Annotated in this window: 21 protein-coding genes and 1 other RNA gene; 12 read left to right on the forward strand and 10 right to left on the reverse strand. The window is 65.8% G+C overall.

The window, feature by feature from the left end; all coding sequences use genetic code 11:
* Positions 1 to 37 precede the first annotated feature (37 nt).
* Together ffs and HK108_RS06925 are read left to right on the forward strand one after the other, a co-directional pair.
* Positions 38 to 133: signal recognition particle sRNA small type (gene ffs, locus HK108_RS06920), an RNA gene on the forward strand.
* Between the two features lie 180 nt (positions 134 to 313).
* Positions 314 to 1810, forward strand: a complete 1497-nt coding sequence (locus tag HK108_RS06925; protein WP_229664010.1) for a L,D-transpeptidase — start codon at positions 314 to 316, stop codon at positions 1808 to 1810.
* A gap of 51 nt (positions 1811 to 1861) precedes the next feature.
* Here the strand turns inward: HK108_RS06925 and HK108_RS06930 are convergent, their stop codons facing one another.
* Positions 1862 to 2890, reverse strand: a complete 1029-nt coding sequence (locus HK108_RS06930) for an iron-siderophore ABC transporter substrate-binding protein (protein WP_181270967.1) — start codon at positions 2888 to 2890, stop codon at positions 1862 to 1864.
* A 178-nt stretch (positions 2891 to 3068) separates the two neighbouring features.
* On the opposite strand from HK108_RS06930, the gene HK108_RS06935 reads away from it, so the two are divergent.
* Positions 3069 to 3428 (forward strand): helix-turn-helix domain-containing protein, encoded by a 360-nt coding sequence (locus HK108_RS06935; protein WP_172174064.1) that lies wholly within the window; start codon positions 3069 to 3071, stop codon positions 3426 to 3428.
* A gap of 5 nt (positions 3429 to 3433) precedes the next feature.
* On the opposite strand, the gene HK108_RS06940 is transcribed toward HK108_RS06935, so the two are convergent.
* From HK108_RS06940 to HK108_RS06960, 5 genes are all read right to left on the reverse strand, one after another.
* Positions 3434 to 3715: an SHOCT domain-containing protein gene (locus tag HK108_RS06940; RefSeq protein ID WP_139469354.1), complete on the reverse strand. Its 282-nt coding sequence runs from the start codon at positions 3713 to 3715 to the stop codon at positions 3434 to 3436.
* A gap of 119 nt (positions 3716 to 3834) precedes the next feature.
* Positions 3835 to 4509, reverse strand: coding sequence for a response regulator transcription factor (locus HK108_RS06945; RefSeq protein ID WP_139469353.1), 675 nt, complete (start codon positions 4507 to 4509; stop codon positions 3835 to 3837).
* Positions 4506 to 5795 carry a sensor histidine kinase gene (locus HK108_RS06950; protein ID WP_181270968.1) on the reverse strand — a complete coding sequence of 430 codons (1290 nt, stop codon included), beginning with the start codon at positions 5793 to 5795 and terminating at the stop codon, positions 4506 to 4508. Before HK108_RS06950 ends, HK108_RS06945 begins: the two co-directional genes overlap by 4 nt.
* Before the next feature lie 80 nt (positions 5796 to 5875).
* A complete protein-coding gene (locus HK108_RS06955; RefSeq protein WP_139469351.1) occupies positions 5876 to 6457 on the reverse strand; it encodes a ClpP family protease in 582 nt (193 codons plus the stop codon).
* Positions 6454 to 7059, reverse strand: a complete 606-nt coding sequence (locus HK108_RS06960) for a ClpP family protease (RefSeq protein ID WP_219922253.1) — start codon at positions 7057 to 7059, stop codon at positions 6454 to 6456. The genes HK108_RS06955 and HK108_RS06960 overlap by 4 nt, the downstream gene beginning before the upstream one ends.
* A gap of 174 nt (positions 7060 to 7233) precedes the next feature.
* On the opposite strand from HK108_RS06960, the gene HK108_RS06965 reads away from it, so the two are divergent.
* The 3 genes from HK108_RS06965 (at position 7234) to HK108_RS06975 (ending at position 9161) form a co-directional block, all read left to right on the forward strand.
* Positions 7234 to 7872 carry an endonuclease gene (locus HK108_RS06965; protein WP_181270970.1) on the forward strand — a complete coding sequence of 213 codons (639 nt, stop codon included), beginning with the start codon at positions 7234 to 7236 and terminating at the stop codon, positions 7870 to 7872.
* 52 nt (positions 7873 to 7924) lie between these two features.
* A complete protein-coding gene (locus tag HK108_RS06970; protein WP_181270971.1) occupies positions 7925 to 8230 on the forward strand; it encodes a hypothetical protein in 306 nt (101 codons plus the stop codon).
* A gap of 118 nt (positions 8231 to 8348) precedes the next feature.
* Positions 8349 to 9161, forward strand: coding sequence for a YidC/Oxa1 family membrane protein insertase (locus tag HK108_RS06975; protein WP_181270972.1), 813 nt, complete (start codon positions 8349 to 8351; stop codon positions 9159 to 9161).
* Positions 9162 to 9290: 129 nt separating this feature from the next.
* Here the strand turns inward: HK108_RS06975 and HK108_RS06980 are convergent, their stop codons facing one another.
* The gene (locus tag HK108_RS06980; RefSeq protein ID WP_139469348.1) at positions 9291 to 11840 is read right to left on the reverse strand and encodes an ATP-dependent Clp protease ATP-binding subunit; all 2550 of its coding nucleotides are present in this window, start codon (positions 11838 to 11840) and stop codon (positions 9291 to 9293) included.
* Positions 11841 to 12016: 176 nt separating this feature from the next.
* Here HK108_RS06980 and HK108_RS06985 point away from each other — a divergent pair, with 176 nt between their 5' ends.
* Together HK108_RS06985 and HK108_RS06990 are read left to right on the forward strand one after the other, a co-directional pair.
* A complete protein-coding gene (locus HK108_RS06985; protein WP_219922245.1) occupies positions 12017 to 12667 on the forward strand; it encodes a TetR/AcrR family transcriptional regulator in 651 nt (216 codons plus the stop codon).
* Complete coding sequence (locus HK108_RS06990; RefSeq protein ID WP_139469346.1) at positions 12664 to 14412, forward strand: DHA2 family efflux MFS transporter permease subunit; 1749 nt, start codon at positions 12664 to 12666, stop codon at positions 14410 to 14412. The genes HK108_RS06985 and HK108_RS06990 overlap by 4 nt, the downstream gene beginning before the upstream one ends.
* Positions 14413 to 14502: 90 nt before the next feature.
* On the opposite strand, the gene HK108_RS06995 is transcribed toward HK108_RS06990, so the two are convergent.
* The 3 genes from HK108_RS06995 to HK108_RS07005 all read right to left on the reverse strand — a co-directional run bounded on the left by HK108_RS06995 (position 14503) and on the right by HK108_RS07005 (position 16739).
* Positions 14503 to 15276: a DUF3152 domain-containing protein gene (locus tag HK108_RS06995; protein ID WP_180345645.1), complete on the reverse strand. Its 774-nt coding sequence runs from the start codon at positions 15274 to 15276 to the stop codon at positions 14503 to 14505.
* Between the two features lie 105 nt (positions 15277 to 15381).
* Entirely contained in the window at positions 15382 to 16050 is a 669-nt protein-coding gene (locus HK108_RS07000) for a VOC family protein (protein ID WP_181270974.1), read from the reverse strand.
* Complete coding sequence (locus HK108_RS07005; RefSeq protein WP_181270975.1) at positions 16038 to 16739, reverse strand: VOC family protein; 702 nt, start codon at positions 16737 to 16739, stop codon at positions 16038 to 16040. Before HK108_RS07005 ends, HK108_RS07000 begins: the two co-directional genes overlap by 13 nt.
* A 192-nt stretch (positions 16740 to 16931) precedes the next feature.
* On the opposite strand from HK108_RS07005, the gene HK108_RS07010 reads away from it, so the two are divergent.
* From HK108_RS07010 to HK108_RS07025, 4 genes are read left to right on the forward strand one after another with little or no spacing between them, the layout of a single operon-like run.
* Positions 16932 to 18638 (forward strand): TIGR04028 family ABC transporter substrate-binding protein, encoded by a 1707-nt coding sequence (locus HK108_RS07010; protein ID WP_181270976.1) that lies wholly within the window; start codon positions 16932 to 16934, stop codon positions 18636 to 18638.
* Positions 18635 to 19714 (forward strand): ABC transporter permease, encoded by a 1080-nt coding sequence (locus tag HK108_RS07015; RefSeq protein ID WP_181270977.1) that lies wholly within the window; start codon positions 18635 to 18637, stop codon positions 19712 to 19714. The genes HK108_RS07010 and HK108_RS07015 overlap by 4 nt, the downstream gene beginning before the upstream one ends.
* Complete coding sequence (locus tag HK108_RS07020; protein ID WP_373284079.1) at positions 19711 to 20571, forward strand: ABC transporter permease; 861 nt, start codon at positions 19711 to 19713, stop codon at positions 20569 to 20571. Before HK108_RS07015 ends, HK108_RS07020 begins: the two co-directional genes overlap by 4 nt.
* Complete coding sequence (locus HK108_RS07025) at positions 20568 to 22262, forward strand: dipeptide ABC transporter ATP-binding protein (protein WP_181270978.1); 1695 nt, start codon at positions 20568 to 20570, stop codon at positions 22260 to 22262. Before HK108_RS07020 ends, HK108_RS07025 begins: the two co-directional genes overlap by 4 nt.
* Position 22263 lies beyond the last annotated feature (1 nt).

The raw sequence follows: 22263 nt of genomic DNA on the forward strand, positions 1-22263 counted from the left end.
GTTTTGTCCACCGAGGCCGCTCTCGACTAGACTGATTCACGGCTCCCCGTGCGGCGTCATCTTGTGAACTCCCCCAGGGCCGGAAGGCAGCAAGGGTAAGCGAGCTCTGTCGGGTGCACGGGGAGTCCTCTATTCCCCAACATCACAATTCCACAACTCCCCCTCTCCCCCATCTGCCCAGGTCAGCTCTGCCTACACGGCCCTCCGAGCGCCGGAATCGGGGCGAAGAAGCGAAAGCGTTAATACTTTCGTGATTTTGCTTCATTACCATTATTCTCAGTTCTCATCCCTGTGTTCAAACGAGGTTTCCCTGTTGTCCACGAAGATCCAAGGGGCCGTTGCCGCCCTTTCGGCACTGGCCCTGCTCACGGCGTGCACACCGTCGAGCGACGATCCCGACGCGACCCGCAATGGCGCGAACAAGACCGCCGAGGCGGCCGCGGATCCCGTGTTCCGCGTCGGAGCCATCACCTCCGAGGCAGCAGAATCCGCGTCCGAATCGACGCCGTCTTCGCAGCCCAGCGATGCGACCTCCTCAGCTGAGCCGAGTGAGTCCGTCGATGCGGCGACCGCGATGCCCGGCGCCGGGGACTTCGGCGAGGTGACCGAATCCGGTGACGACATCGACCTCGAGGCCGGCCAGCGGATCGGCATCTCAGTCGAGAACGCAGACCTCAGTGACATCTCCGTCACCGAGGAGGCCCACCCCCGGATCGCGCACGATCCCGGCACGTTCTTCGACGCTTCGGGCACCGCGCTCGAGGCAGATGACGACGCCCAGGCCGGTTCGTCGACGCCGAGCTCCACCGAGTCCGGGACCGCCGACGATGGTTCGAAGGACGCCGAAACAGACACCAAGGACACCGCCGAGGCGGTCGCCGCCCCGGACGAATCCGCCGCCTGGATCTCGACCTACGGCCTCGTCGCCGACAGCGAATACACCGTGAAAGTCACCGCCACCACTGCCAACGGAGACGAAGTCGACCTCGACGCAACGATCACCGTCGGTGACAGCGACGGCGCCCCGATGTCGGTGCGCACAACGCTCGCCGACGATCAGACGGTCGGCGTCGCCGCCCCCATCATGCTCAACTTCGGTTCCACCGTATCCAAGGACTTCCGCGACGATGTCGAACGCCGCCTCTCGGTCAAGGTCACCGATGAAGACGGCAAGGAGCGGGAGGTCGAGGGCTCCTGGGGTTGGCTCTACGACGATCCGCAGTCCCGACTGCATTTCCGCCCGAAGGAATTCTGGCCCGCTCATTCGAAGGTCTCCGTCGACGTCCCGCTCAAGGATGTGCCGACGGGCGAGAACAGCGTGGGTCAGAACGACCTCACCCTCGATTTCGAGATCGGACGCAAACAGGTCGTCAAGGCCGATGCGAAGTCCCATCGTATGACCGTCACTCGTGACGGCAAGACCGTCATGGACTTCCCTGCCTCGCTCGGCGCACCGAAGTCCCCGTCCTACAACGGCACGCATGTGGTCATGTCGAAGGCCGCCGACTATACGATGACCTCCGAACAATGGGACTACGAGACAGATGTGCAGTGGGCTGTGCGCATCCACAACAACGGAGAATTCATCCACGCCGCCCCGTGGTCGGCAGGCGTCCAAGGCTCGCAGAACGTCTCCCACGGCTGCATCAATCTCACCACCGAACGGGCCAAGGAGTACTACGACTCCGCGATCTTCGGTGATCCCGTCGAGGTCACCGGTTCCCAAGTGAGCCTGTCGACCAATGACAGCGACATCTCGGACTGGGTGTACTCCTGGGATGAATGGAAGAAGCTGAGCGCCCTCGATTGAGAGCGCCCAGCTTGCTTGCCTGACTGATGCGGCAGGCTCCTCGCCGACGACTTACTTGTCGAGCTTCTTCACCGCTTTGTCGATCATCGGCACATAGCGCTCGAGCGTCCAGGGGACGGTGAGCGGGTTGATGATCGAGGATCCGGTGACGAAGGGCTGATCATCCGGAGCCACGACAGCCCCGGCCTTGATCGCCGGAATATTCGCATACAGTCCCTGCGATTCGATCTCTTTCCTGTTCTTCTCATCGGAGTAGAAGGTGAAGATGAGGTCCGAATCGTTGAGCTTGTCCGCATTCTCCAGACCGATGAGCGCTGAATCCGTTCCGGGCTCGTCGTAGTCTTTCTTCAGCTCGTCGATGATCGGATCCGGGGTCAGCCCGAGCGCCGAGACCATCGCCACCCGCTGCTCGTTGGGGTAGAAGACGCCGAGGGTGCCGGGGCCCGAGTTGTAGATGAAGGAGAATGTGAGGTCCTTGTATTCCTCTCGCTTCGCCTCTTTCAGCTGCGTCTTGATGTCGTCGACGAGGCCTTCTGATTCCTCTTCCTGACCGAGCGCCTTGCCGATCGTGGTGATCTGCTCATCCCACTTGATCGTCCACGGCTGCTTCGGGTACGCCACGGTCGGGGCGATGGCATCGAGCTGTTTGTACTGCTCGGCCGTGATTCCCGACCAGGGGGCGAGGATGACATCCGGTTCGAGTTCGGCGATGGCTTCGACGTCGAGTTCCGTATCCCCCTGGAACTGTTCGGGCAGCTTCTCACCCTTGTCCTTCACGGCCTCGTAGATCCACGGCATGTAGCCGGTGTCATCGGATCCCCAGGCATATTCCTCCATGCCGACCGGCGTCTTGCCCAAAGCGATCGCAGTTTCCGTCGATCCCTGGCCGAGGGTGACGACGCGTTCGGGCTCGGATTCGATGACCGCTTCACCGAGTGCGTGCTTGATCGTCGCGGTCTCGAAATTCGCGGACCCGGATTCCTCCGCGGCCTGCGATCCCTGCCCGCAGGCGGTGGCGGTGAGCGAGAGCGCGACGAGCGCTCCGGCGATGACGGCCCGGCGGCTGTGAGGAACTGACATTCCTGTCCTTTCGACAGTGGTCGGAGCCTGATAGGACCCCTCGACATTAACGTAGGCCAGCCTAACTTAACCTACTGCCGTTGCCGCAACACCTGTGAGCCACTTCACGTCAGTCATCCTCATCTGCTGACAGCAGAAACCCTCGCCGAGGCGGCCCTACCGACCGTAGGCTCACCCCATGACCGACATGCTCCCGCACAGCCCGACCCCGCCGCCGCTGTGGCGTGAGGCGCTCGGCCGCGCTCTCCGACTGCGCCGCACCGATATGGGTCTCACCCTGGCTCAGGTCTCCCACCGGTCCGGGGTCTCGACCCAGTTCCTCTCCGAGATCGAACGCGGGCTCAAGGACCCGTCGTCGGAGGTCATCGAGGCAGTGGCCGAGGTGCTCGAGCTCCAGCTGCCGCAGGTCCTCGTGCTCGCGGCCTTCGGCCTGACTTCCGGGGTCCCTGCGACCGCGCTGCTGTCGGCGACCGATATGACGCGAGCCGCACCTGCTCCGCCGGCAGCGGGTCAGGTACGGCTCGCCCTCGCAGCCTGAACGGCTCAGCCGTTCCCGGCCTCGAGCCGGTTCGCCCGCAGCACCTCGAGTCGGGCACGATATTCGGCCTCCTCGATATCCCCCTGGGCGAAGCGCTGGGCCAGAGTCGCCTCGGCGCTCCTTGTTCCCTCTCGTGCCGCAGCCGCCCACGGCGGTCCCCCGGCCTGCCGCCACCGGCGACGGTTGAGGGTCACGATGAGGGTGACGATGAGTCCAATGACGAGGACCCAGAAGATCGGAATGAGGAAGAAGAACGGCCAGGCCAGCGGTCCGTGTTCCATGTGCATGATGCCTCCTTGGCGGGTGTCCACGCCGTTCGTGGACCTGACATCAATGACACACCGCAAGCCGGTCGCTGCGAATCCGCCGAAGGGAGTCACCTGCGCTGCTCCGCACGGAGCAGAACTCAGTGCTCGTTCAGCCAACCGGGCGACACCAGCCCCGATTCGTAGGCGAGGACGACGAGGTGGACGCGGTCTCTGGCCCCGACCTTCGTCATGATGCGCGAGACATGGGTCTTCGCGGTCAGCGGGGAGAGCACGAGCGATTCGGCGATCTCGTCGTTCGACTGACCGCGGCCGACGAGCGCGAGAACTTCGCGTTCGCGGTCGGTGAGAACGTCGAGCCCGGAGTCGGGTTCTGCCTTCAGCCCCAAGGACATGCGGGAGAGCAGGTATTTCGTGACTTCGGGCGAGAGCAGGGCCTCACCGGCGGCCACGACGCGCACGGCGCGGATGAGGTCGGTCGGGTCGGTGTCCTTCAGCAGAAAGCCGCTGGCCCCGGCGCGCACGGCGCGGACGATGTATTCGTCGAGTCCGAAGGTCGTCACGAGCACCACGCGGACGGCATCGAACCGCGGATCGGCGGCGATCTCCTCCGTCGCCCACAGTCCGTCTCCGTCGGGCATGCGGATGTCCATGAGGACGACGTCGGCGGGTGCTGTGCGCAGTGCTTCGAGCAGGGCGTTCCCGCCGGAGGCTTGGATCGTGACCTCGATATCGTCTTCGGAATCGAGCAGTGAGGCGAAGCCGGCGCGCACGAGCTGATGGTCATCGGCGATGGCGACTCGGATCGGTGTCATCGATGCGGCTCCTCGTCTGGCAGCTCTGCATGGTCGGCGTTCCAGGGGAGGTCGACGTCGACGACGGTGCCCTGCCGACCCTTCGAGGTCAGGGTGAGTGACCCTTTCAGCAGCTTCGCCCGCTCGCGCATGCCCATGATTCCCGTCCCTTCGACTCCTTCTGGGAGTCCTGTCCCGTCATCGCTGATGCTCACCTGCAGCCGATCCAAGTTCCGTGCGATGACGACTCGTGCGCTGCCGGCGCCGGCATGTCTGAGCACGTTCGTCAGTGCTTCCTGGATGATCCGATAGGCGGCTGCGTCCGTTGACTGGCCGGGTGTCTCTCTCACTCCCTCGGCGTCCGTATCCCGCCGATCGTCCACCCTGATGTCAGTGGAGCCGACGAGGCGGGAGACCAGCGCCGGAACGGCGTCGAGTCCGAGGACCGGAGCCAAGGGCGCCGGTTCTGAGGCTTCCGCAGCACCCGTGTCGGAGCGCATCGTATGCAGCACGGTGCGCACTTCGTTGAGCCCGGTGCGGCTGAGTTCTCTGATGGCCGCGAGTGCGGACCGTGCCTGTTCCGGATCGCGGTCGATGAGGTGTTCGCCGACTCCGGCTTGGACGTTGATCTGGGACAGAGCATGGCCGAGGACGTCGTGGAGATCCCGGGCGATGCGCAGTCGCTCGGCCTGAACGACCTCGGCGTGGCGTGCGCTCTGCTGGGCTGCCTCCTGCCGACGGAGCTCGCTGCGGCGGCGGACGAATGCGCCGATGCCCACGGCGATGGCGAGCCCCATCGTCGCCGAGACCACCCGTCCTACCGACCAGTCGATCCCCAGCAGGGGACCCAGCAGCAGGCAGCCCGCCCAGACTCCCGCCGCCGAGGCGATCGCCCAGACTGCACTTCCGCGGACGATCGCGGCGACGACGGCGAAGAGGAAGGCGGCGTAGAACGGCGTCGTCCCGGGCCCGGCCTCCGCGGGCGTCCAGGGACCGCGGTCGCTCCACGCACCCGGTCCCATGCCGAAACTGCCGGGGCCCGGATCAGGAGTCGCCGCCGCCCACACCAGGACGTCGAGGAGGACGAGCCCTGCCAGTACGGCCACGCGCGGTCCGGGCCACCGTGCTGAGACGAAGAAGATCGCCGGTGAGAGGACCGCGGTGCCGATGCGGATGATCATCGCGGCCGCAGACGTCTCGGTCGCCGCGGCGAGGACGATGGAGAACGGCAGCTGCAGCACCGCTGCGGCGACGGTGAGCAGGACGACTCGTCGGCGTGCGCGGCGGTCTGGACGGTCCGGTCTCATTCTCCGATCGTAGCGACCCGGACCGGACGCCGTAGTCATCCTCGGGGAGTATCTCCGCCCACCTCGGTGAGAGTACGCGGTCAGAGGATGACGTCGACGAGTCCGAAGTCCCGCGCCGCCTTCGCGTCGAGGACGAGGTCGCGATCGAAGTCACGGTGGATCTGCTCCGGGGTCCGACCGGTGCTGTCGGCGAGCATCTCTTCGACGTCCCGCCGTTGCCGGACGATCTCGTCTGCGGCGACGATGAGGTCGGGGATCGTGCCGCGCGCTCCTTCGGCATGCGGCTGTCGCAGCACGGCGCGGGCGTGGGCGAGCATGGCCCGCTGGCCGGGTTCTCCGGCGGCCAGGAGCACGGCCGCATCGGCGACGGCCTGCCCGACGCAGGTGGTGGCCACGGGCGCGCCGATGTGGTGCATTGCGTCGAAGATCGCCGTCATCGCGGTCAGGGAGCCGCCCGGGGAATTGATGTACATGCTGATCGGCAGGTCCCGGCTGCTCGAATCGAGGTGGAGCAGCTGCGCGATGATCGTGTTCGCCACCCCGTCGTCGATGGGCACGCCGAGGTAGACGATGCGATTGCCGAGCAGATGCGAGTAGACGTCGACGATCTTCTCGCTGCCACCGGTTCGGTCGACGACATTGGGGATCGTGTACTGGCTCATCGGCTTCCTCCGATCTGAGCTCGCAGGTCGGACAGGGAGTCGATGACGCGATCGATGAGTCCGTACTCGATCGCCTCCTCTGCGGTGAACCACCGGTCGCGCAGGGAGTCTTCGAAGATGCGGTCGTAGGTCTTTCCGGTCGCCTCGGCGATCCGGTGCAGGACGGTGTCTCTGACCGATCGGAGGTCATCGCCCTGGAGTTCGATGTCGGCGGCGGCTCCGCCGATTCCGCTCGATCCTTGGTGGAGGAGGATGCGAGCGTGGGGCAGGGCGAGGCGTCGTCCGGGCGTTCCCATGCTGAGAACGAATTGTCCCGCCGAGGCGGCCCACCCGAAGGCGATCGTGACCACGTCGTTGGGCAGAGCGGCGATGGTGTCGGCGATCGCGTGCATCATCGGCACGGAGCCTCCGGGAGAGTTGATCCACAGGTGGATATCGGAGCGCGGGTCCTCGGCGGAGAGGAGGACGAGTCGGGAGATGATCTCCATTCCGTTCTCGTCGCGCAGTTCGCCGTTGAAGACGACGGACCGGTAGGCGTAGAGCATTCGCTGGGATTCGGGGATCGCGGTGGCCGCGTCGGCCTCGTCGGAGTCGGAGAACATGGACGGTGTGGTTGCGGGGCGTGTATGCATGTCTCAACTGTGCGACCCGGCGGCAGCGAACCGGGCGCGGATCCGCTGGAAGCGGGACCGTGCCGCTGTGAGCGGACGGCACCGGCGGCTGAGGCTCCGGTGGCCCTTGACTCTTCGACCGGGCCCGGACATAGGATCGGCCGCATGAGCACACAGCGAGAGCACGCCGCTCGACTCATCGATGCGCACGGCCGCACCTTCGCCGCGGAGGCTGCGATCACTCTCCGGGACAAGCCGGCCCCGCTGTGGCAGCTGCTCGTCCTCAGCCTGCTCCTGTCCACGCGCATCAGCTCCGACATCGCCCTCGCGAGCGCGCGCGAGCTGTTCTCGGCGAAGTGGAGGACGCCGCAGCGTCTGCGCGCGAGCACGTGGCAGCAACGGGTCGATGCGCTCGGTCGAGGCGGATATCGGCGCTACGACGAGAGCACTGCCACCCGTCTGGCCGAGGCCGCCGATCTGCTCATCGACCGCTGGGACGGGGACCTGCGGAAGCTGCGCGATGAGGCCGAGGGGCAGCCTGGTCGGATTGCGAGGCTGCTGCAGGAATTCACCGGCATCGGTCCGACCGGAGCGTCGATCTTCCTCCGAGAGGTCCAGCAGGTTTGGCCCTCGGTGAGACCCGCCTTCGACCCGCTCGTCCGCAGGGGCGCAAAGACGGCCGGGCTGCCGGAGCAGGACGAGAAGCTGACCGCATTGGTCGGTGACGACGACCTCGCCGGCCTCGCGGCCGCGCTCGTGCGTCTCGCCCGAGATCCGGACCTCGCCGCCGACGCAGAGGACTGAGACCTCCGCACAGGCCCGCGTGTTAGCATCGACGCACTGGTTAGGGGGCGAGATGATGGCGAATATGTGGCTGACTCTGCAGCTGCTCGTCGTCGTGCTCTCTTCCGACCTCGACTCGGTCGTGCCCCAGTCCCCCACTCATCTCATCGTCCTGGCTCTCCTCGGTGCGGCCCTGCTGACGCCGATCGCCGCATGGGCGAGCATGGCTCTGCTGCGTGTGCTCTCGCTGTCGTCGCGTCCGCCGGCTCTGCCGAGCACGCGCCGAAGCATCCGCGAATTCCGCATGCCGGAAGAGCCCGGAACTCCAGGTACGGCCCTGCCCAGAGCCCCCTCTTCCGTCGTTCACGCCATCGCCTGAACGACCTGTTCCGTCCGGAACGCCTCCCCCGCCTCGGCGCGGGCAATTGTCACGGTGATGGCCTGCAACGGCCCAATCAACCGCGCCTCAGTGCGCCCTGTCCGAAGGACACTCACCCGTGAACATCTACGAATTCCTGCCCATCCGCCTGCTCGTCGAGGCCGCCTACACGGTGGTCACGGGGATCAGCGACATTCTCGAACCGCTCGCCGGCGGCTTCAGTGCCGCCCTGGCCGTCATCGTGCTCACCGTCCTGGTCCGCGCCGTGCTCATCCCCGTCGGGGTGTCCCAGGTCAGGGCAGGCATCACTCGGAAACGACTGGCCCCGAAGATCAAAGAGCTGCAGACGAAGTACAAGAAGCAGCCCGAACTCATGCAGCAGAAGCTCATGGAGCTGTACAAAGAGGAGAATGCCTCCCCCTTCGCCGGATGCCTGCCGGTGCTGGCACAGACCCCAGTGCTCATGGCCGTCTATGGCCTCTTCATCAATGCGACGATCGGCGGGCACGCCAATGAGCTGCTCGGGCATACGCTCTTCGGCCTGCCTCTCAACACGAGCTTCGTCAGACTGCTCGGCGCCGGCGATCTGACCGGCACCGCGATCACGGTCTACCTCATCCTCGTCGTCCTCATCGCCGTCGTCGCCGGGTTCTCCCGACACCTGCTCACCCCGGCCACACCCGAGACCCCGACCGCTCCCCCGACGAAGACCGGGGCAGATGCTCCGGCGATGCCGGATCTGTCAGGAGTGATGAAGACCCTGAGCTTCATGCCCTTCCTCACCGCGATCTTCGCGCTCTTCGTCCCCTTGGCCGCCGCTCTCTACCTGGCGACGACGACCACGTGGACGCTCGGCGAACGGCTCGTCCTCAACCGCCTTCTCGGCGCGAACGATCCCCAGCCCGAGCAGTCCTCTGCCACCCGCGGCTGACCCGGGACGCGACGCTGCCCGCAGCAACGACAGAGCCCGGGACGAAAGAACGGAATCTTTCGTCCCGGGCTCATTCCGGTTCGAACGCGTCACTCAGGGGCGACGGCCGGTACAGGGCCGCCTCGGTGATCAGGCGATGATCGGCTCCGGGCGGGTACCGGCCACGACCTTGAGTGCGCCGTCAACGACCGTGGCACGCACGGTGCCGCCCTCATCGACCGCCTCGGTGACGAGGAGATCGGCGATGCGGTCGTCGAGCTCGCGCTGGATCGTGCGACGCAGCGGACGGGCACCGAACTCGGGTTCGTAGCCTTCATCGGCCAGCCAGTCGAGAGCCTCTGCCGAGACGTCGAGGGCGATGCCCTGAGCCTCGAGGCGCTGCTTCGACGCGGCCAGCTGGTGATCGACGATGGACCGCAGCTGCTCGCGATCGAGCCGCGAGAACATCACGGTGTCATCGATGCGGTTGATGAACTCCGGCCGCATGAACTCCTTGAGGCGACCCATGACCTTGGCCTTGAGATCCTTCTCCGCGTCTCCCGCAGCCCCGGAAGCGAAGCCCAGCGGAGTGCCGGACATGAACTCGGAACCGAGGTTCGAGGTCATGATGACCACGGTGTTGCGGAAGTCGACCGTGCGGCCCTGACCGTCGGTGAGTCGTCCGTCGTCGAGGACCTGCAGCAGCAGGTTGAACGCATCCGGGTGGGCCTTCTCGACCTCGTCGAGGAGGATGACCGAATACGGGCGACGGCGGACCTTCTCCGTCAGCTGCCCTGCCTCGTCGTAGCCGACGTAGCCGGGAGGAGCACCGACGAGGCGGGACACCGTGTGGCGTTCGCCGAACTCGCTCATATCGAAACGGATCATGGCCGACTCGTCGTCGAACAGGGTCTGCGCCAGAGCCTTCGCCAGCTCAGTCTTGCCGACACCGGTGGGGCCGAGGAAGAGGAAGCTGCCGATGGGACGGTTGGGATCGGCCATACCGGTCTGGCTGCGGCGGATGGCGCGCGACACGGCGGTCACGGCTTCGTCCTGTCCGACCACGCGGTCGTGGAGGACCTCTTCCATGTTCGCCAGTCGTGCCTTCTGGCTCTGCGTCATCCGCGCTGCCGGGATTCCGGTGGCCCGGGAGACCACATGCGCGATCTCCTGCTCACCGATGATCGCCTCGGCGGCAGCGGTCTTCACGGCCTCCGCGTCCGGGTTCTCGGCGGATTCGATCCGAGCGGTCACCTCGTTGATCTCATCGCGGACACGGCCGGCACGCTCGTAGTCCTCGACCTCGATAGCGGACTTCTTCTCCGCTTCGAGTTCGGAGAGATTGAGCTTGAGCGCGTCGATATCGACCGCGGGTCCGCGCCTGAGCGACATCCGGGCGCCCGCCTGGTCGATGAGGTCGATGGCCTTGTCCGGCAGGAACCGGTCGGTGATGTAGCGGTTCGACAGCTCCACGGCCGCGCGGACCGCCTCTGCGGTGTAGGTGACCTCGTGGAACTCCGCGTACCGATCCTTCAGCCCGTCGATGATCGTCACCGCGTCCTCGACGCTCGGCTCGCCCACGGTCACCGGCTGGAAGCGACGTTCGAGAGCCGAATCCTTCTCGATGGTGCGGTACTCCTTGAGCGTGGTCGCGCCGATCATGTGCAGATCGCCGCGGGCCAGTCGCGGTTTGAGGATGTTGCCGGCGTCCATCGAGTTCGCCTCGCCGTTGCCGCCGGCGCCGACGAGGGTGTGGAGTTCATCGACGAAGACGATCATGTCCCCGTCGTCGGCGATCTCGTTGAGCGCTCCGGTCAGGCGCTCTTCGAAGTCACCGCGGTAGCGCGTGCCGGCGAGCATTCCGGGCATATCGAGCGCGATGATGCGCTTGCCCTGCAGCTGCTTGGGAACTTCGCCCGAGTGGATGGCCTGAGCGAGGCCTTCGGCGACCGCGGTCTTGCCGACACCGGCCTCGCCGAGGAGAACCGGGTTGTTCTTCGTCCGGCGGGCGAGGATCTCGATCGTCTGTTCGATCTCCTCCGAGCGGCCGATGACGGGATCGAGTTTGCCTTCGGCTGCGAGCTCGGTGAGGTCCGTGCCGAACTTCTCCAGCACGGATTCCTGACCGTCCTCACCTTCGGCCTCCTGGCCGGGGTGCATGCCTGCGGCTTCGGCCGCCTCGGCACCGGCCTGCAGTGCAGCCTGGGTGACGCCTGCCTGGGCGAGGATCCGACCGGCGGGCATCTCCTGGTTGAGCACGAAGGCGAAGAACATGTGTTCGGGATCGATGTAGGTCGACCCGAAGGCTCGCGCCACCTGGTAGGCGTCGAGCAGGGCGCGCTGGGCCGAACCGGTCAGCGTGGGCGTGGAATCCGCCTCGGTGTCGGTGCTGGCCGGAAGGCGCTCTTCGATCGCATGGGCGATGGCCTCGGGATCGGCGCCGGCCTGGCGCACGGCGGAGATTCCGGGTTCGGAATCGACCATGGTGCGCAGGATGTGGAGCGCGTCGACCTCGGACTGACCGTGTCGTCCTGCGAACTCCGCGGCCGCTTCGATGACCTCGTGGCTGCGCTTGCTCAGCAGTCGGTTGATGTCGACGGAACGGCCTCGGCGGGCTCCGGTCTGCCCCTGGAGGAAACGAGCGAGGAACTCGTCGAACGAGTCTCCGCCCGAGCCTGCGGGTCCGAAGAATGTGGCCAAAGCTGACCTCCTCTTTCAAAGTTGAGCGTATACGACTCAATCAACAGGTGCATGCAGGCATATATTCCCACCTGTCGACCGCCCGACGACGGAGTGTGAACAACATCACCGTCGAGAAATGCATTGAATGCATTTCTGCATTTGGTGCAAATTTGCAAGAGGTGCATAATTTTCTGGTGAGTTCCGAACCGACCGAATCCCTGCGCGAGCGCCAGACCCGTGAGCGCCGTGCGTCCATCCACGCCGCGGCCGTCGATCTCGTCTTCGATCATGGACTCGACGAGGTGACTGCGGCTCGGATCGCGGAAGCTGCAGTGGTCTCGACGCGCACGTTCTTCAACTATTTCCCTACCAAGGAGATGGCGATCGTCGGACTGACGACCTCTGACGATATCGCCGCCGCTCTGCAGCGATTCATCGAGGACTTCGAGCCCCGGCGCGAGCGTCTGGTGGAGGATCTCTCCTTCACCATCCGCGCCGCGTTCGAATTCCTGCTGCCGCGGTCGGCGAACAAGCAGAAGCTGCGCGCGATCCAGGCTCGGCATCCGCACCTCGGCATGCTCAGCATGGAGACGAAACGGCACTACTCCGAGCAGATCATCACCGGCATCCGCCGGCGGATCGAACGTCGCGGAATCACCTTTGCCGATGACGACACCGCCGCACGGGCCACGCGGATGCTCGCGCAGCTGTGCAGCATCCCGCTCGAGCACGCTTTCGCCTCCGCGCGATTCGACACCGAACACGAATTGGACGACGAACGGGTGGACCAGGCGTTCACCTCCTCGATCGAACTGTTCCTGACCCTCTTAGAAAGGCTGAAATGACCACTACCGCCACCGAGCCCGCTGCCGAGAAGCAGCACGGCGCCGAGGAGGAGCCGGAGATCGAGACCTCGTCGGTCATCCTGCTATTCACCGGCCTGATGCTGGCAATGTTCATGTTCTCGCTCAACCAGACCATGCTGGCCACGGCCCTGCCGACCATCGTCGGTGACCTCAACGGCGTCGACCAGATGCTGTGGGTCTCGACGGCGTTCATGTTGGCGTCGACGATCATGATGCCGATCTACGGCAAGTTGGGCGATTCGTTCAACCGGAAGAAGATCTTCATCTTCGCCATCTGCATGTTCATCCTCGGTTCGATCGTCGGCTTCCTGGCCCACAACATGGCCGTCCTCATCACCGCACGCGTCATTCAGGGCCTCGGCGGCGGCGGTCTCATCATCCTCTCGCAGGCTCTCATCGCCGCGGTTGTGCCGGCGCGCAAACGCGGCCCGTATATGGGCATCATGGGGGCGAACTTCGCGGTCACCTCGGTGGCGGGACCGCTGATCGGAGGCTGGATCACCGAGGGTCCGGGCTGGCGCTGGACATTCGCTCTCAATCTTCCGTTCGGCGTGCTCGCGCTCATCGCCGCCATCCTCTTCCTCAAGGTCCCCAAGTCGGATCGGTCGGTCAAACGCCATGTCGATGTCGCGGGCATGATCCTCATCGCCGAATTCACCTCGGCACTCATCCTCACGACTTCGTGGGGCGGGCATCAGTACGACTGGGACGATCCGATCATCATCGGACTCATCGCCATCGCCGTCATCAGCGCCGTCGTCTTCGTCTTCGTCGAACAGGCTGTGCCCGAACCCGTCATCCCGATGTTCGTGTTCAAGGACACGAACTTCGTCCTCTGCACGATCGCCGGCATGTGCATCGCCATCGGCATGTTCGGCGTACTTTCGTACATGCCCACGTTCCTGCAGATGGCCCACGGGATCGAAGCGACCAAGGCCGGGCTCCTCATGGTGCCCATGATGGCCGTGATGCTGCCGAGCTCGGTCATCATCGGCTTCGTCGTCTCGAAGACGGGACGGTACAAGTGGTACCCGGTGCTCGGCAGCGCGATCGTCGGCGTCGCCCTCTTCCTCATGGGGACCTTCGTCACGGCCGATCAGAACGTTCTCGTCGTCATCGGCTGCCTGTGTGTGCTGGGCCTCGGCCTGGGACTGTCGATGCAGATGCTCGTGCTCATCGTCCAGAACTCGTTCCCGGTGGCGATGGTCGGCACGGCCACGGCGTCGAACAACTTCTTCCGGCAGATCGGCGGCACGCTGGGCATGTCGCTGATCGGTTCGCTCTTCACCTCGCGGCTGGCATCCAACCTCGAGGACGGCATCAAGTCCCTGGGACCCCAGGGCGCCCAGGCGATGAAGGGCACGGGGTCGAACTCACTGACCCCCGAAGTGGTCAAGTCGCTGCCCGATCCGATCCACTCGATCATCGTCAATGCGTACAGCGATGCGCTGGTGCCGATCTTCCTGTGGGTCTGCCCGCTGGGAATCATCGCGGCAGTCATCCTCATGTTCGTTCGTGAGAAGGCTCTGGCCACGAAGATCGATGCGGGCGCCCCGACGGACCATCAGCGTGAGGTCGTCGCGACCGACAGCATCGCTGTCGTCGAACAGCCTGGTTCGCTGGCCCCCTCGGGCACGAGCTCCGTCAGCGATGAGATCGAGTACGAGACGGCAACGCGAGGTGCCGAAGACTACTCTCTGCGGCCCCGCTCGCCCAAGCACTGATACGCACGTCTACACAATGACAGCGCAGGCCCCGCAATTGCGGGGCCTGCGCTGTATCGCGGCCGGAGTCTGTCCGCGACTGCCGCGGAACTAGCCTTTCGAAGGCCATCCGTTCGGCTCACACCCCTGCAGGCCCTTCGTCTGCTGCTGCATGAGCGGTGCGGTCTTGCCCGGTCCGGGGCAGGATTCGTGGCCGTGGCCGAGAGCGTGACCGACCTCGTGGTTGATGAGGTACTGCCGGTACTGGACGATATCGTCGAACTCCTCCGTGGCGGAGACCCAGCGCTTGGCGTTGAGGATGACGTTGGGTCCATTGCGGCATGAGAGCTTGCCCAGGGTCCGCAACGGCAGGCACATCTCGTCGACGGTATCGGGGCTGGCGATGGAGATCATCGTGTCCTGGCCTTCATCGACGAGCTCGATGGAGACGTCGTCCATGTCCTGCCAGCCGCGCTCGTCCTGGAGGGTCTTGATGATGAAGTCGCCGGCCTCATCGACGTCGATGGGCAGGTTGTCTTCGACGCGCAGGGCGACCTTGAACGTCTTGCCCTCGTCGCGGTTGGGTCCGGTCTCCTCTTTCGGCCGGTCCCATTTTCCGCTGCCATGATCGTCGATATCGCCTTCGCTCACCCCGGCGGCTCCCGCGTCGTCGATGCTCGAGGTCTCGGTGGGCTCGCTGGTTTCGGTGGCTGAGCCGCTCGGGCCCGGCGAGGCGGCCTGCGTTTCGACTGCCTTCGGAGTCGGCCGGGTCTCTTCGTCGGCGGCGGGCGCGCAGGCGCTCAGCCCGACGATCAGCGAGACAGCGGCAAGCGAGGTCAGGGTGCGGAGGCGTGGACGGGAGACAAGACGGGTTCGACTGAGCACGCCTGTGAGTCTATCTCCTGCCGATTCATCGAGAAACGGGCTGCTTGTCGAGAAACGTGCGCACACACCCGTGTCTCGACACTCAGCCCGTTTCTCGGCGAGTGATCAGAACTCGAGGATGCCGCCGGGCCCGCGCAACCTGGCACGCAGACGACAGTCCGGTCCCTCGACCACCGCGGTGTCACCGGCCCCGAGTACCTCGAGCACCTGTCGCGCCGCCTCGGGCTCCGGCGATTCCACACGGAAATCGAGCAGTTCGAGGGCGGGCAGGGCCGCCTCGGCGGGATGGACGGATTCGCCCCAGTCGATGAGGAACGGCTGCGCACCATCATGCGGCAATGGAGATCGGGTGGTCAGTCGCCATTCGAGGCGGTCGCCCTCGGCGGTGTCCCGAGCCATGTCCTGGACCTCGCCGAAGTCGATGCCCGCGGTGTTCGCGGCCGCGATCTTCGCGAGGAACGCCGGCGGATGGATGGCCCAGGTCTGCAAGGTCGGCTCGGCGGCCAGATGAGCGTCGAGCGGCAGGGTGCCGTCGGCGGGCGGCTCCTGCTGCGGGTCGGGGCCGAGGATCTCGAGGTAGGTGTGGGCTCCCTCCGGCCAACCATTCGGGGTGAGTCCGAGCAGATAGTTCGCGGTCCCTCGCCCCGGGTGCGAACCGCCGGGAACCGCGCGCAGCCCGGTGGCCTCTTCCACGGCGGCGACCCCGGCGTCGAGGTCGGGCACCGTGATGATGAGGTGGTCGAGCTGCGCAGGAATAGTGTTCAGAGAGTCCATGATCCACCCGGACCTTTCAGATGAGCGTGTAGGCCCTCAGTCTCCCCTTCTTCGACATCGAGGGCAATGATGTCGAGTCCGATGCCGAAGAAGTCAAGGATCGAACCTACCGCATCCGGGTCGTCGCTCGTGGCCCACAGGCGCTCGAGTCGGACCGACGGCATCTCCTGCATCGCGGGATGCTCGGAGTCCTTCCAGTCGATGAGGAACGGCTGGATCCCCGACCACGGCAGCGGGGTGTGCCTGGTCAGGCGCCAGTCGAGAACGGCTCCGTCCGGTCTGCGGCGGGTCATGTCATGGACCTCGCCGAGGCGGACGCGCGGTTCCCGTGACCGCGCAGCGGCCGTGACGAAGCCGTCGAAATCGTCCGGACGGATCGCCCACCTCTGCACGGTCGGCGCGGTGACCCCGGCCAACCGCGTGGCCGCCAGCGCCGGGTCCTGCTCGGGGTCGGGACCGAGGATCTCGAGGTACGTCAGCGGTTTCGGACCGCTCTGACGTGTGAGTCCCAGCGAATCGGAGAGTTCATCGCTGAGCTCGAGTCCGAGCAGCGCGTTGGCCGTGCCCAAGCCCGGATGCGCACCGCAGTCGACCGCACTCACCCCCAGACGGCCCTCACATTGCTCAACATATTTCTGCAGATCCGGGACGGCAATGACGAGATGATCGAATTCCGCACTGTTCAACATGTCTCTATATTAAGCCCCGGATTGACGGCGATTGCACGGATGCGCTTTACTCATGGCATGCGCATCCACTTCGGGCTCCATGCCGGACACCGCCCCAGTCTGCCGTCAACGGCACGTGCGCTGTCCGCATATTGTTGAACTATCACTCTCAGCTCCCTCTGTACCATCCCACTTGCCCGAAGGACCTCTTCCATGCCGGACCGTCTCTCCGCCTCCGCGAGTCTGACTCAGCGCCGCCTCGACCGCCGCTCGGTCCTCAGCCTCGGTCTCGGTTTCGGCACTCTGCTCACCCTCAGCGCCTGCACACCTCACGACTCCGGTTCGCTGGCCGAGGGCGAACCCGTCCGCGGTGGAGTGCTCACCTACTTCGAACCCCAGACCTGGACTCTGCTCTACCCGCCGTCGGTCGGCTTCTACCCCAACGGCGGGATCATGAACAACATCTCCGCACGCCTGCTGTGGCAGGATCCGAAGACACTCGAGCTCTATCCGTGGTTGGCGACCGAACTGCCGGAGACGAACGCCGATGCCACGACTTACACATTCACCATCCGTGAAGGCGTGACCTATTCGGACGGTTCACCGCTGACTCCTGAGAATGTGGCGAAGAACTTCGACCTGTTCGGTCTCGGCGACGAAGCACGCACGCTGCCTGTGTCCGAGCAGATCTCGAACTACGAGCGCAGCGAAGTCCTCGACGAGCATCGGGTTCGGTTCCACTTCTCCGCCCCCTCCCCCGGTTTCGCGCAGGCGACGTCGACGATGAACGCAGGACTGCTCGCCGATTCCACTCTCGACCTCGACGCCGAAGGCTTCGGCCCGGGCGGAGCCACGCAGATCCACACCTGCGGGCCCTTCCACATCACGGCCGAGACCATCGGCACGAAGCTCTCCGTCCGTGCCCGCGAAGACTACGACTGGGCTCCCCCGCATCTGAAGCACCAGGGCCGAGCTCACCTCGACGGCATCGACTATCTGACCAACAACGAATACTCCGTGCGCATCGGAGCTGTGCTCTCCGGACAGGCAGACGGCGTCCGCGACGTCCAGGCTCCGGACGAGTCCCGTGTGACCGAGCAGGGGCTGCGCCTCTATGCGAAGGCGACGAACGGAATCAACAACAGCATCAACTTCCGGTTCCGCCACGACCTGCTTGCCGATATCGACGTCCGGCGAGCGCTCATCGCCGCCATCGATCGCCAGGAGATCGTCGACAAGCTCTTCACCCCGAACTACCCGCTGGCCACCGGTCTGCTGGCCAAGGGCGCCATGGGGTATGTCGACCAGTCGGGGTCGTGGGACTTCGACCCGGACAAGGCGAATCGCCTCCTCGATGAGGCCGGGTGGAGTGAGCGCAACGAGCAGGGCTACCGGGTCAAAGATGGGCAGCCGTTGGCGCTGACGGTGAATATCGCTCTGCCGCAGCCGCGGTCGAACGAGGTCCAGACCCTCATCCAACAGCAGCTGCGCCGCGTGGGCGTACGCCTGTCGATCAATCCCGGGGACCAATCGAAGCAGACCCTCGACGCCCTCGAACTCGACACCGTGCAGATCTACCATTCCATGGTCGCCCGCGCCGACTTCGACAACCTGCGCTCGAACTACTCGTCTGTCAACCGCGATGTCTTCCTCAACGGAGCCGACCGCCCCGACGCCGACGACGATTCGCTCGATGCGAAGGTCGACGAACTCCTCGAAACGCTGGCGTCCGAACCGAACCAGGAGAAGCGCCAGCAGGCCGCCGAGGCGGTCCAGAACTACCTCGTCGACCAGGCCTATGTGCTGCCGTTCTTCGAAGAGCCGCAGGTCTTCGCCTTCCGCCGCCGCGTCCACGGCTTCGCCACCGAACCCGTGGGACGGCCCGACTTCTACAGCACCTGGCTGGCAGGAGAGAAATGATCCTCGACACCCGTTACCTCTTCCTGCGCCTGGGCCAAGCGATCCTCGTGCTGCTGCTCGCGTTCACAGCGGCGTTCATCCTGCTCAGCCTCATCCCCGGCGACGGCGTCACTGCCCGCTTCGCCGATCCGGCGCTGGGTCTGTCCAATGACCAGATCGCTGAGATCCGTGAGGCCACCGGTGCCGACGACTCCTGGTGGTCGCGTTACGTCCTCAGCCTCACCGGGTTCCTCACCGGCGACTTCGGCTATTCGGTCCAGACCGGTGCGGCCGTGTCGACGATCATCGCTGCGGCTCTGCCGTCGACCGCAGTCCTCGCGGCCTCCGGGTTCGTCACCGCCCTCGTCCTCGCCGTGATCATCGCCGTCTTCGCCACCTTCGGACCGTCCACCGGGCCGACGGCTCGGGTGCGCCGGGTCCTCGACTCGGTGCCCAGCCTCTTCATCTCGATCCCGGTGTTCTGGCTCGGAATCCTGCTCATCCAGGTCTTCTCCTTCCAACTCGGCGTCGTCTCAGTCGTCGATCCCGGCCCCGCCGAGGCGCTCGCACTGCCGACCCTGACCGTGGCGGTTCCGCTCTCGGCCCCGATCGCCCAGGTGCTCATCCGCTCCATCACCGAGGCGCAGGCCTCCGGCTTCGTCAAGGTCACCACCGCGAAGGGCGCCTCCGAACTGTGGATCCTCGTCCACACCGTCGCCCGCAATGCGGTGCTGCCGGGGCTGACGATCATCGGCCTCGTCTTCGGCGAACTCGTCGCCGGCGCCGTGGTCACCGAGACCGTGTTCGGCCGCAACGGCATCGGACTCATCACCGCCCAAGCGGTCACTCACCGAGACAATCCGATCCTCCTGGCCGTCGTGGTCATCGCCACCTTCGGCTACGTCATCATCAACCTCGCAGTCGACCTCCTCTACCCCGTCATCGACGTCCGGCTGCGCACGAAACGCAGCTCCGCCTCGGCGGGCGGGGCCCTGCGCAGCCACGACGAACCGACACGTCGCGCTCTCACGGCATCCGCTGCCAGCGTCGGCGTCGACCTCGAATGGGATGACGAGACGAAGGAGAAGAACTCGTGAGCATCGTCTTCACCCGCGGCCAGGGCACCGAGACCCGGCGCGCACGCGGCGGCCGGGCACGCGCCGCGCTCTCCCCGGCGACCATCGTCTCCGCTCTGGTTCTGCTCATCGCCGTCGCCTGGGCGCTGGCTCCCGGGCTCTTCACCCACTTCGACCCCAACGACGGCGGAGACACCCCTGCCCTGCTGGCACCGAGTCTCGAGCATTGGTTCGGCACCGACCAGACCGGCAGGGATGCCTTCACCCGAGTCGTCTACGGCGCCTCCCAGTCCCTGTTGGCCGCGCTCGTGGCCGTCGGCGTCGGGCTGATCGTCGGCACCACGATCGGGCTCATCGCCGGCACCCGGCGCGGACTCATCGACGATGTGCTCATGCGCCTGATCGATGTGCTGCTGTCCATCCCCGCGATCCTGCTCAGCCTTTCGATCGTCGTGGTCCTCGGCTTCGGCACGATCAACGCGGCCATCGCCGTCGGCGTCACCGCCATCGCGCAGTTCGCGCGTCTCGCCAGGTCACAGGCGGTGCAGATCAATACGAGCGACTTCGTGGCCGCGGCCTACGGTTCCGGCGGCACCTTCTTCTCCGTCCTCACTCGCCATATCCTCCCGAATTCGATCTCTCCCGTGCTCTCGCTGGCGGTCCTCCAGGTCGGGTCGGCGATCCTCCAGATCTCCACGCTCGGGTTCCTCGGCTACGGCACCCCGCCGCCCACCCCGGAATGGGGACTCATCATCGCTGAAGGCCGCAATTTCGTCGCCACCGCCTGGTGGCTGACAGTGCTGCCCGGCCTCGTGGTCATGGCCATCGTGCTCGCCACCCACCAGATCGGCAACACCCTGCGAAAGGTGACATCATGACCGACTCCTCACTGCTGCGCATCGACGGCCTGTCCGTCGAATACTCCCACCGAGGCGGCTCCGCGGCACCGGCCGTGAGCGAGCTCGATCTCGCGGTCCGTCCCGGTTCGATGACCGCCGTGGTCGGGGAATCGGGTTCGGGGAAGTCGACGACGGCGAACGCCGTCATCGGTCTCCTTCCCTCCTCGGCCAGGGTCGCGGCCGGGCGGATCCGCCTCGGCGAGGTTGATCTGCTCAGCCTGGGCAACTCCGGTTGGCGCGGTGTGCGCGGATCTCAGATCGGCTACGTCCCACAGGATCCGGGGTCCTCGCTCAATCCGCTGCAGACGGTCGGCAATTCCGTCGCCGAGGCGCTGCGCATCCACCGTCGCGCGGGCCGCGCCGAGGCTCGTGCCCAGGTCGTCGAGCTCCTGGACCGGGTCGGCATCGACCAGCCGGAGAAGCGGGCCGACCAGTTCCCGCATGAGCTCTCCGGTGGGATGCGGCAGCGTGTGCTCATCGCCGCTGCCATCGCGCTGCGCCCGCGCCTGCTCATCGCCGACGAACCCACCTCCGCCCTCGACGTCACCGTCCAGAAGCAGGTCCTCGACCTTCTCGATGAACTGCGCGCCGAGACCGCGATGGGCATCCTCTTCATCACCCACGATCTCGCCGTCGCCGGCGAACGCGCCGACGAGGTCGTGGTCATGCAGGGCGGACGCATCGTCGAATCGGGGCCGGCCGGACGGGTCTTCTCCGACCCGGCCACCGATTACACCACCCGTCTCATCGCCGATGCTCCCGCACTGCAGACAAAGGCACGAACTGCCCGCGCCGAGGCGACCAGGGAGTCCACAGACCCGTTCGTCTCCGTCGAATCGCTCACCCATGTCTTCGACCGTACGGATGATCGGATCACCGGCATCGAGGGTGTGGACTTCACCGTGGCGCGCGGGACCACGCACGGTCTCGTCGGCGAGTCCGGCTCGGGCAAGACCACCACGGGCAAAGCGCTGACCGGGTTCCTCACCCCGCAGTCCGGGCATGTGCGCATCGGTGACTTCGATGCTGCGGAGCTCGGACGTGGTCGTCCCTCACGGCAGCGGCTGCGGGAGTTCCGGCGCACCGTGCAGCTCGTCCATCAGAACCCGTTCTCCGCTCTCGATCCCAAGCATTCGATCCGGTCGACGCTGACGGAGCCGCTGCGCAACTTCCGCCTCGGCGATCGCGCCTCCCGACCGCGGCTCGTGACCGAAGCGATGGACCGGGTGGCGCTGCCTGCCGACTTCCTCGATCGGCGTCCCGCCGAACTCTCCGGCGGACAGCTGCAGCGAGTGGCGATCGCCCGCGCCCTCATCGTCGAACCCGAACTCGTCGTCTTCGACGAGGCTGTCTCGGCTCTCGACGTGACCGTGCAGGCGCAGATCCTCACCCTGCTCGACGAGCTGCAGAGGGAGCTCGGTCTGACCTACGTCTTCATCACCCATGATCTCGCTGTCGTCCGCCAGATCGCTGATACGGTGTCCGTGATGTCGCACGGACACATCGTCGACGACGGCGCGACCGAAGAGATCTTCACTCGCCCGCGCTCCGCCTATACCCGCACTCTGCTCGAGGCGATCCCCCGTCCCGCGACGCTGTCGGCCGTTGCAGCGCCTGCGAACAATCGACCGGCGACCCCGACCCTGCTCACTGCAGCAGCAGAAAGCTGAG

It is taken from the genome of Brevibacterium sediminis (genome assembly GCF_013623905.1).
Lineage (GTDB): Bacteria > Actinomycetota > Actinomycetes > Actinomycetales > Brevibacteriaceae > Brevibacterium > Brevibacterium sediminis.

Coding starts and splice junctions, on each gene's coding strand:
- HK108_RS06930 (WP_181270967.1), bottom strand. CDS start 2,890: ATGTCAGTTCCTCACAGCCGCCGGGCCGTCATCGCCGGAGCGCTCGTC.
- HK108_RS06935 (WP_172174064.1), top strand. CDS start 3,069: ATGACCGACATGCTCCCGCACAGCCCGACCCCGCCGCCGCTGTGGCGT.
- HK108_RS06940 (WP_139469354.1), bottom strand. CDS start 3,715: ATGCACATGGAACACGGACCGCTGGCCTGGCCGTTCTTCTTCCTCATT.
- HK108_RS06945 (WP_139469353.1), bottom strand. CDS start 4,509: ATGACACCGATCCGAGTCGCCATCGCCGATGACCATCAGCTCGTGCGC.
- HK108_RS06950 (WP_181270968.1), bottom strand. CDS start 5,795: ATGAGACCGGACCGTCCAGACCGCCGCGCACGCCGACGAGTCGTCCTG.
- HK108_RS06955 (WP_139469351.1), bottom strand. CDS start 6,457: ATGAGCCAGTACACGATCCCCAATGTCGTCGACCGAACCGGTGGCAGC.
- HK108_RS06960 (WP_219922253.1), bottom strand. CDS start 7,059: ATGTTCTCCGACTCCGACGAGGCCGACGCGGCCACCGCGATCCCCGAA.
- HK108_RS06965 (WP_181270970.1), top strand. CDS start 7,234: ATGAGCACACAGCGAGAGCACGCCGCTCGACTCATCGATGCGCACGGC.
- HK108_RS06970 (WP_181270971.1), top strand. CDS start 7,925: ATGATGGCGAATATGTGGCTGACTCTGCAGCTGCTCGTCGTCGTGCTC.
- HK108_RS06990 (WP_139469346.1), top strand. CDS start 12,664: ATGACCACTACCGCCACCGAGCCCGCTGCCGAGAAGCAGCACGGCGCC.
- HK108_RS07000 (WP_181270974.1), bottom strand. CDS start 16,050: ATGGACTCTCTGAACACTATTCCTGCGCAGCTCGACCACCTCATCATC.
- HK108_RS07005 (WP_181270975.1), bottom strand. CDS start 16,739: ATGTTGAACAGTGCGGAATTCGATCATCTCGTCATTGCCGTCCCGGAT.
- HK108_RS07010 (WP_181270976.1), top strand. CDS start 16,932: ATGCCGGACCGTCTCTCCGCCTCCGCGAGTCTGACTCAGCGCCGCCTC.
- HK108_RS07015 (WP_181270977.1), top strand. CDS start 18,635: ATGATCCTCGACACCCGTTACCTCTTCCTGCGCCTGGGCCAAGCGATC.
- HK108_RS07025 (WP_181270978.1), top strand. CDS start 20,568: ATGACCGACTCCTCACTGCTGCGCATCGACGGCCTGTCCGTCGAATAC.